Raw genomic sequence first — 9,453 nt, 5'->3', positions numbered from 1 at the left:
AGTGTAAACAACTTCATTATGAAAAAAGGAGAGGGTATTTGCGGGAATTAACAAAGAATAGCAGGATTTTAGCCGATGGGGTTGCTAAAATGATTTAGTTTTTTCTTAGCTTGCTTTATATGTCCAAAACTGTATTGATCCTCGGCGCCAATTCTGATGTAGCGAAAGAAGCTACATTATTATATCTCGAAAAAGGGTATCAGGTGATAGCAGCCTCCCGTAGTACAGCAGCAATAGAATCGTTTATGGAAGCGAAGAAGGTTTCTGATAGCCGGTTGACTATCTGTTATTTTGATGCCATTGCTTTTGAAACACATGTGGCTTTCTACGCTTCATTGCCTGCAAAACCCCATATCGTTGTATATGCAGCCGGTTTTCAGGTAACGAATGAACAGGCCCTGACAGATTGGGAAGGTTGTTATCGGATGATGCAGGTACACTATGCCGGCGCTGTATCCATCATTAATATCATTGTAAATGACAAGGGGAATGAGCACCTGGAACGGATCATCGGGCTATCCTCGTTATCAGGTGTACGTGGACGAAAAAGTAACTTTATTTACGGTAGTACAAAAGCAGCATTTACGCAATATCTGGCAGGGATGAGACAATATTTGTTTGCCAGAAAGGTCGTGGTAAATGTGATAGTAGCAGGCTATATCCGTAGTAAGATGACGGCCGGACTTGACCTCCCGGAGTCTTTATTAATGGAACCTTCGTTTATTGCGAATGAAATTGTAAATGCAGGTAATGGGTTTACGATTGTACCGGGCATAAAATGGAAATTAATATATCAGGTATTGAGATTGATGCCTGAAAAGTTGGCGGCGAGATTGCCATAGTTTTAAAAGGTCTTTCTTTCTATCCCCCCCTACACCCCCAAAATCCGCCCTTACGTCAAACTTATTTCCCCCTCCCCAACATCCTCGCTAATTTTCCTGCATAAACTCAAACTTATGCAATCTTGAGAAGATTGATTTTCTTGATCTGAAAGGCATGTGTGAAAATGCCATTGAATTGAACTCGTTGCTAAAACAACAACAGGTAGATGTTTTATTCCTGGATATTGAGATGCCTTATATGACAGGTATTGAATTGTTAAAAAACCTTACCCGCCCGCCAAAGGTCGTATTTACCACTGCGTACGAAAAATACGCACTACATGGATATGAACTGGAAGTACTGGACTATTTATTAAAACCTATTTCTTTTGAACGCTTTCTCAAAACAGCCAATAAGATCTATGACCATTTCCAAACCCAACCATCCACAAGCGATTACTTCTTTGTAAAAGTTGATAGCAAGCTGGAAAAGATCAGCGTGAATGACATTCTCTTTGTCGAAGCCATGGAGAATTATGCTGCTATTCACGTACCTGACAGAAAGATCATCACACACCTTACATTAAAGATGTTGCAGGAGCACCTGCCCGCAACATCTTTTGTACAACCACACAAGTCTTACCTGGTGGCCATCGACAAAATCAATAGTATTGAAGGTAACACGCTGTATGTAGGTGCTTTCCAGATTCCAGTTTCCAAATATCAGAAGGAAGAAACACTACAACGCATTTTACATAATCGTTTCCTAAAGCGATAAGGCCGTAGCGACATTCACTATCCCCCAGCCAAAAGAACTATTGCGGGTCACAGGGTAGGTGCCTGCTCTCTGCATCTTGCTGATAATGCTATCTCTTGGATAACCCGGGTTTTTACTCCATATCAATGCTGCGATGGCAGAACAACTTGCCGTTGCTACAGAAGACCCGCCTACTGTGGAAGGTACATCCCCGCTCATCGCAATACTCAATGGATGCAAACCGTTACTGGCTTTTTCCATCACTATTGTAAAATCTACTTTGCTCCCTACGTGACAGTCGTCACAACGTGTGGTCAGGTTATCTTTCACCCCCGTTACAGCATGTACCTGTGGCTGGTTAGCCGGAAAGATCACTCCCACAAAACTTGCAAAGAATGAAAATGAAGTACCTGCGGCACAGAACATCAATTTCTGTTTGCTATCAGCATAAGCAATCGCATCCTTGATCTGACCATAGCTAAAGATGGTACCCAAACTCATACTGATGATCTTTACATCCGGATCATCTGCACCCAGTACATAAGCATCAGTTACACCATTTACAGATTTTGAAGAGAGGATCACCACATTTTCAGCCGCATGTACCATGAGCAGATTACAATTGTAGGCAATGCCAGCAGTATTGCCATCTGTGCCCCGAGGTCCTGCCAGTACACCCGCCATACTGGTACCATGCCCGCAATCGTCATTGGTGGTAGCACCGGAATATGTCACCGCACGTGCAATGCTTCGTCCCGAAGAGTAACCCTGATTGAATGCGGAGCCTAAGTTTTCCTGCGCATCACTGATACCCGTATCAATAATCATAACCTTGATATTTGCTCCTGTAGATTGTGCCCATGCCTCAGGAATGTGGTGATAAGTGTAATTCCAGGATTGTTTGGCTGCAGGGAGTATCGAAGTATATTCAATATTCGTTTGGGCTGTATTACTCCCGCAGCCGAAATTCAATAAGCTACTGGCAGGCCTTGCATTAGCCTGACTATAAGCACCATAGCCAATAGGATCTGCATAGCGAACAAATCCACGCAGTGCTTTGATCGTAGCATAATTACCCACTTTCAAATTAAGAAATGGCAATTTCCCTTCTTTAAATGGATAAATAAGCGCGCCTTCATGTTCCTTTACCACTTTTAATACTTTCTCCTTATCGCCGGTATTATAGCCTATACTTAATACACTATCTGACTGAATCAATGCACTCCACAACATACTATCATTGGCCATGGCCCAGTCGAAATGATCCTCCTCTTTAAGTCGTTGTTCAATAAAATCATTGATAGCAGATTTCGGAATAATCGTGTCAGGATTTGAATTGTTGATAGTGGGAAGCGTATCCTTCCGGGAACAGGCGCTGAGTGCCAGCAGGCACAGAATAGGGTAGATGGGTTTCATAACAAAGGATTTACCTAGAAGTTACGAAAGTTTTATGGAAAAGTTTCATTTGCAACAAAGTTGCATATCTTTGCTGCAAATAATACATATAATAATGACAGACCGTTTGCCTGTAACGGTACTCAGTGGTTTCCTGGGTGCCGGTAAGACTTCTTTGCTCAATCATATCCTACATAATAAAGAAGGCCTGAAAGTGGCCGTTATTGTCAACGATATGAGTGAGGTGAACATAGATGCCCAACTCGTAAAGAATGAAAATACCCTCAACAGAACAGAAGAAAAACTCGTAGAGATGAGCAACGGCTGCATCTGCTGCACCCTCCGCGAAGACCTACTTATTGAAGTAGAAAAATTGGCCAATGAAAAGCGGTTCGACTATTTATTAATAGAAAGCTCCGGTATCAGCGAACCGCTTCCCGTAGCGCAAACATTTACCTACGGCACGCTTGATGAATTATCCAGACTTGATACCTTAGTTACTGTTGTGGACTCCTACAACTTCCTCCAGGACTATGGCAGCACCCGTATCCATGAGGAGCGGACAGTGGTAAACCTGCTTACTGACCAATTGGAATTTGCGAATGTTATTATATTAAATAAAACAGACCTGATCACACCAGAGATGTTAGGCACTTTAAAAGCCATGATTAAAAAACTAAATCCCGGTGCAAAGATCATCACCAGCGAATTTGGAAAAATTGCCCCTGCTGACATACTGAATACTCACTTATTTGATTTCGACACCACCAGTCAACAAGCCGGCTGGATCGAAGAACTCAACAAAGAATACCATACACCGGAAACCGAAGAATACGGCATCAGCAGCTTTGTCTTCCGCAGCCGTGAACCCTTTCACCCAGCCCGCTTCTGGCGATATTTAAACGAGGAATGGCACTCCAACATCATTCGCAGTAAAGGTCTCTTCTGGCTCGCTTCCCGGCAGGATGACGCTATTAACTGGAGTCAGGCCGGAGGTAGTCTCCGCGCTGAAAAAGCCGGTGTATGGTGGTGTAGTATGCCCTACAAAGACCGTATCCGCTACGCCAGCTTCCTCGATTACAAAGAAGAAATAGAAAGCAGGTGGGATAAAAATTTTGGAGATAGATACAATGAACTGGTTATCATCGGCAAGGATATGGACAAGGATCTAATCACCATAGAACTGGAAAACTGTTTATGCACACCTGTGGAAATCGCAGCAATGCAAAGAGGACAAAGGTTTTCAGATGAGTTTCCCTTGTAGTTAACTTAAACATAATATAGAACCATTTTTTTCAATAATAATTTCGCATCGCTTTAGAGCTCCGTCTTATGATGAAGAATTTGACCGATGCGGAATTATTATCCTTAGTCCGGAAGGAGAACGATGAGAAAGCTTTTGCCATACTTGTATTACGCTACAATGTAGCGTTGTATAAGTATATTTATGCCCGCGTGCGATTGGAAGATGACGCCAAAGATATACTGCAGGAAGTACTGATCTCCTGCTGGAATAACCGGCACAACATTCAAAACCCCGAAAAGATCTTCAACTACATGTGCCGTGCCGCCTACTATTCTGTAATAGACTGGCAGATAGCGCACAAAAAAATATTAGCGCGGCAAACTACCTTATTAGAAAAAGACGAACCCAGTACTTTCCCTGTCGAGAACCAGTTAATAGCCGTCGAAATGCGGGAAAAGGTGGATACTGAAGTTGCAAAGATGAATGATACCATGCGGAAAGTTTTTATTTCCAGCCGCTGGGAATCTAAGTCTATCCACGAAATAGCCCAGGAATACGGACTCTCAGAGCAAACCGTAAAGAATACCATATCGCTTGCCCTCAAAAGGATCCGTCTCCGTCTACAAACAGACCATTGGCTCTCTGTTTACATTCTGTTAACATTGTGTTTACAATTCCTTAACGGTACCGCTTATATGATTTAGAGACTATACTGATGAATGCACACATCATCAGACAAAGCAGAGATATTATCGCTTTTAAAAAAATACAGAGCCGGTGAAGCTACGCCGGAGGAAGCTGCCCGTATCAGGGAGTGGTTTGATTCTTTCGAAGAATTACAAGACGATCCGGCATTTACGGATGCTGCTAATGACGCTGCCCTGGAGGCTTTGGAGCGCATATTCCATCCAAAGGTGAAGGTGCGTGTATTGCCACGCATCCTGAAAGTTGCCGCCGTATTTATATTAGTATGTACGTCTGTCCTATTTATATATAAACAATTACACCAGCCTCCTGCTCCCATTACCTATGCCTTGTTGCAGGCAGGAAAAGCTGAGCGTAAAAAGATCACCTTGCCTGATGGTAGTATCGTGACCATCAATGCGAATACGCAACTCCGCATCCCGTCTGACTTTGGCGTACGTGACCGTGTGCTCGAACTGACAGGTGAAGCCGTGTTTGATGTAGCGCAGCATATTGCAAAACCATTTATTGTTCGTAGTGGAAACCTGCAAACAGTAGTATTGGGTACTTCCTTCAACGTGAAAGCCTATCCCGGTGAAAAAGACGTAGAGATTGCGGTACTGACCGGTAAAGTAAGGATCGAGAAAAAGGCAGCTACCCAAACTACTGTACTCTCCGCAGGTTTGACCAAAGACCAGGTATTGACCTACAATAAAGAACACGACTCCTTAAACATAGGTACAGGAAAGTCAAATGAAATTGCCGCATGGCAGAACAATGTTTTCTACTTCGAACAAGCCAGTATTCCGGAAATAGCCGCTGTTTTAGAACGACAATACAATATCCATATCACCCTGACAGGACAAGCCAGACACAATTGTAAATACACATTACAGTTAAAAAATGAAACGGTGGAGAATGCCATGAGATTGCTGTCACAGTTATCCGGCATTACCTATCAGATTAATCATAATGAAATTAAAATCAACACAGCATCATGCGAATAAGATGTAAAATGCCAACAAATATGACGCACCGGGCGTACCTGCTGCTCATATTATTGACTTGTCATGTAATGGGTTTTGCGACAGAACTGCGCAGCCAGATCACGATACAGGTGCGTGATACACGCATTAATTTAGACGTTAAAAACACACCACTCAGAAAAGTATTTTTACTCATTGAATCTCAGACTGGCCTTTCCATTGGTTACAATACTACACATGTTGCAGATAATCAGCTTGTGAGCTACAAAGCTGCTGCTGCTCCACTGGCGTCCGTTTTGCAGGATTTACTGAAAGGGTACGAAGGTGCTGTGAAACAGGTGGATGAGCGTCACATCTTCCTGAAGATTGAAAAAATAAAAGCTGTTCCGGTTGTAGTAGCACAAACTACCGATGCCGCAACAGTGACCATCTCAGGTGTGGTTACTGACGAAAGCAACATGCCTATTCCAGGTGTGAGCATTCACGAAAAAACATCTAAGGTAAACACAACTACCGATGTTGATGGTAAGTACTCCATCAAAGTAAACATCGGTGATGTTCTGGTATTTAACTTCATCGGTTTCGCTCCACAGGAATTACCGGTTACTTCAGAGAACATTCTGAACGTACGTCTGAAAAGCCAGAACAGCCAGCTCCAGGAAGTGGTAGCCATCGGTTACCAGTCTGTAAGAAAGAGCGATCTGACCGGTGCTGTATCCAGCGTAAAAGCGAGCGAAATGAACCTCACAGCACCTACCGTAGGTCAGGCGATTGTAGGTAAAGTAGCAGGTGTACAGGTATCGCAGGTGAGCGGTGCACCTTACAAGAGCACCAAGATCCGTGTGCGTGGTATTGGCTCCTTCAATGCGAGCTCTGATCCATTGTATGTAGTAGATGGTTACCCTGTAGATGCAGACGTTTTCATCAACCCTGAAGATATCGAAACCATCGACATCCTCAAAGATGCGGCTTCTGCAGCCATCTATGGTTCCCGGGCTTCCGGCGGGGTGGTGATGATCACTACCAAAAGAGGTAAATCCGGTAGCAGAGGTAAACTGGAATATAGTTATACCACAGGTGTAAACCAGGTGTCTAAGAAAGTGAAGCTGTTAGACAGCAACCAGTTCCTGCAACTGCTGGTAGACGGTCGTAATGGTACTTATAGGAACCTGATAGAAAACAATACCTCTTTGACATGGAATGATGGTATGATGAGTGATAACAATGCTACCCGCGTGGCAAATGTGGGTAATGCGAACGCTGTGCAGATCGATCCCCGCTATTATGACTTCGCCAATCAAAAGGTAATTCCTTCTAAATATAATACTGACTGGCAGGACCTGATTTACAGGAATGCTTTCTTTGGTCGTCACAATGTATCCTTCTCTGGTGGTACTGACAATATCAGGTATTACATGAGTGGTGGTTACCAGGATCAGGATGGTGTGGTACTGAATACAAGTGTAAAAAAGATCAACCTGAGAATGAACCTGGATGCAACGATCAATCCAAGACTGAAGGCGGGTGTAAACATTTCTTACACCAACAACCAGAACAGGGAATTGAGTGAAGGCCGCTGGGATCACAACCCGATCATGACGGCGCTGTTGATGCCTCCAAGTGCACAGCCATACGATTCTAATGGTAATCCACTGAAGAATGAAATTGCTGCACTGTCTACTAAGTATGGTTACAACAGCTTCGAAAACCCGATTGCTCTGGCAAAGGAAATTAACATTACCCGCAAAGGTAACCGTAGTAACTACAACGCTTATGCTATTTATACCATCCTGCCAGAACTGACTGTGAAGGCAAACGTAGGTATGATGAGTTATTCCGAGAAGTATAACTATTATTACCCTACCAGCTTAAGTAGTGGCGTAAGTGCACCTTATTCTGACAATGCAAAGGCAGCAGCAAATGGTATTGCTCAAAACCAGAACGTGGTAGACCAGCTGGCTGAGTTCACCCTGAACTATAACAAGCGATTTGGTAAGCATAATATTACTGGTCTGGCTGGTTATTCTGCCCAGATAAATACCACTGATCTGGTAAAAGTGACTGCAAAAGGTTTTGAAGATGACCGTATCCAGGAAATCACTGCAAAAGGTGCTGATGGAACTGATTTCCAACTGACGGATGCCTACAAATCTACCTGGACGATGATGTCTTATTTTGGTCGTGCAAGTTATAATTACAATGAAAAATATTTCCTGACAGGATCTATCCGTACAGATGGTTCTTCCCGTTTTGGTCCTCAGAACAAGTGGGGTTTATTCCCTTCTGTATCCGCAGGCTGGAATATTTCAGGCGAATCTTTTTACCATGACTGGCTGGGGCAGCTCTCTACATTGAAACTGCGTGCCAGCTGGGGTTTAAGTGGTAACAATAATATCGGTAACTACAATACGATGACTACTATGGCAACAGCTACCGGTACCGTATTTGGTTCGGGTACTGTGAGCTCTGCCTATTATCCGGGTGACCTGAAAGATCAGAAACTGGGCTGGGAATCTACTTCACAGTTTAATACTGGTCTTGACATCGGCATCCTGAAAGGTCGTTTGAATTTCATTGCTAACTATTACCTTTCTTATTCCTACAACCTCTTGTTCCAACAAACAATTTCTGCTATCTCCGGTTCTACTTCCATCCTGACTAACCTGCGTGATTCAAAGATCCGTAATAGTGGCATAGACCTGCAGGTTGATGCCAGGGTAATTGATGGTAAAGATTTTCACCTGGGTGTAGCGGGTAATATCTCTATCAATAAAAATAAAGTACTGGATCTGGGTGGTGGTAGCACTATTATCAAGGCTGGTGCTGAGCGTTCTTACAAGACACACATTACAGAGGAAGGCCAACCGGTGGGTATGTTTTATGGCTTCAAGGTATTGGGTGTGGCCAAACCTGGTGATGTGGGCAAGGTGGCAGAATCTTCTGCTAACAGTTCTCCATTGAAAGCAGGCGATTTATACTTTGAAGATGTAAATAAGGATGGTGTTGTAAATGATAATGATAAAAAGGTGATCGGTTCTCCATATGCTAAATTTACTTATGGTTTCGCGCTGAATGCCAGCTATAAGAATTTCACCTTTTCTTCTTCTTTCAATGGTTCTTATGGCAACAAAGTACTGGATGGTCAGGATTACTACCTTTACAACATGGAAGGTTCCGGTAACCAATATGCCGATGCTGCAGGCCACTATGTGAGCGAAGCTAATCCAGGTAACGGTCACGTATTCCGTGCATCCAGAAGTGGTACACAGAGTAATAGTACCCGTTTGTCTACTTTCTACCTGCAGAATGGTTCTTTCTTCCGTTGTACAAATGCTACACTGGGTTATGACATTAAGTCGGGAGTGCTGAAAAAACGTCTTGGCCTGAGCAATGCAAGAGTCTATGCAAGTGTAGACAACCTATTCACTATTTCTAAATACAAAGGTTACAATCCTGAAGTAGATTATAATGATGGAAATAACCTGACACCAGGTGTAGACTATGGTAAGTATCCATTGGTACGTGCATATAATCTAGGTGTTAAGGTAGGCTTCTAATCCTTTT

The 9,453-nt window shown here is 43.2% G+C and carries 7 protein-coding genes; 6 read left to right on the top strand and 1 reads right to left on the bottom strand.

What is annotated here, in order from left to right:
- Positions 1-119 precede the first annotated feature (119 nt).
- The gene (locus tag BW716_RS27030; RefSeq protein WP_083728867.1) at positions 120-842 is read left to right on the top strand and encodes an SDR family NAD(P)-dependent oxidoreductase; all 723 of its coding nucleotides are present in this window, start codon (positions 120-122) and stop codon (positions 840-842) included.
- A gap of 154 nt (positions 843-996) precedes the next feature.
- Positions 997-1,599 (top strand): LytTR family DNA-binding domain-containing protein, encoded by a 603-nt coding sequence (locus BW716_RS27025; protein WP_083728865.1) that lies wholly within the window; start codon positions 997-999, stop codon positions 1,597-1,599.
- Here the strand turns inward: BW716_RS27025 and BW716_RS27020 are convergent.
- Positions 1,588-2,994: a S8/S53 family peptidase gene (locus BW716_RS27020; RefSeq protein WP_083728863.1), complete on the bottom strand. Its 1,407-nt coding sequence runs from the start codon at positions 2,992-2,994 to the stop codon at positions 1,588-1,590. The genes BW716_RS27025 and BW716_RS27020 overlap by 12 nt on opposite strands.
- Positions 2,995-3,088: 94 nt before the next feature.
- Between BW716_RS27020 and BW716_RS27015 the strand changes: the two genes are divergently transcribed.
- From BW716_RS27015 to BW716_RS27000, 4 genes are all read left to right on the top strand, one after another.
- On the top strand, positions 3,089-4,237 hold the full coding sequence (locus tag BW716_RS27015) for a GTP-binding protein (RefSeq protein WP_083728861.1): 1,149 nt from the start codon (positions 3,089-3,091) through the stop codon (positions 4,235-4,237).
- A 68-nt stretch (positions 4,238-4,305) separates the two neighbouring features.
- Positions 4,306-4,923 (top strand): RNA polymerase sigma factor, encoded by a 618-nt coding sequence (locus BW716_RS27010; RefSeq protein WP_083728859.1) that lies wholly within the window; start codon positions 4,306-4,308, stop codon positions 4,921-4,923.
- Between the two features lie 15 nt (positions 4,924-4,938).
- A complete protein-coding gene (locus BW716_RS27005) occupies positions 4,939-5,910 on the top strand; it encodes a FecR family protein (protein ID WP_083728857.1) in 972 nt (323 codons plus the stop codon).
- A gap of 20 nt (positions 5,911-5,930) precedes the next feature.
- The gene (locus BW716_RS27000; RefSeq protein ID WP_083728871.1) at positions 5,931-9,446 is read left to right on the top strand and encodes a TonB-dependent receptor; all 3,516 of its coding nucleotides are present in this window, start codon (positions 5,931-5,933) and stop codon (positions 9,444-9,446) included.
- Positions 9,447-9,453: the final 7 nt, after the last annotated feature.

The organism is [Flexibacter] sp. ATCC 35208 (assembly GCF_001975825.1).
Taxonomy (GTDB): domain Bacteria; phylum Bacteroidota; class Bacteroidia; order Chitinophagales; family Chitinophagaceae; genus Chitinophaga.
Note: the sequence above shows the minus strand (reverse complement) of the source record. Positions and strands in the feature narration are given on the sequence as shown.

Bases quoted from the DNA above. Each gene is read 5' to 3' on its own strand.
- BW716_RS27030 (WP_083728867.1), top strand. From the start codon at position 120: ATGTCCAAAACTGTATTGATCCTCGGCGCCAATTCTGATGTAGCGAAA.
- BW716_RS27025 (WP_083728865.1), top strand. From the start codon at position 997: ATGTGTGAAAATGCCATTGAATTGAACTCGTTGCTAAAACAACAACAG.
- BW716_RS27020 (WP_083728863.1), bottom strand. From the start codon at position 2,994: ATGAAACCCATCTACCCTATTCTGTGCCTGCTGGCACTCAGCGCCTGT.
- BW716_RS27015 (WP_083728861.1), top strand. From the start codon at position 3,089: ATGACAGACCGTTTGCCTGTAACGGTACTCAGTGGTTTCCTGGGTGCC.
- BW716_RS27010 (WP_083728859.1), top strand. From the start codon at position 4,306: ATGATGAAGAATTTGACCGATGCGGAATTATTATCCTTAGTCCGGAAG.
- BW716_RS27005 (WP_083728857.1), top strand. From the start codon at position 4,939: ATGCACACATCATCAGACAAAGCAGAGATATTATCGCTTTTAAAAAAA.
- BW716_RS27000 (WP_083728871.1), top strand. From the start codon at position 5,931: ATGACGCACCGGGCGTACCTGCTGCTCATATTATTGACTTGTCATGTA.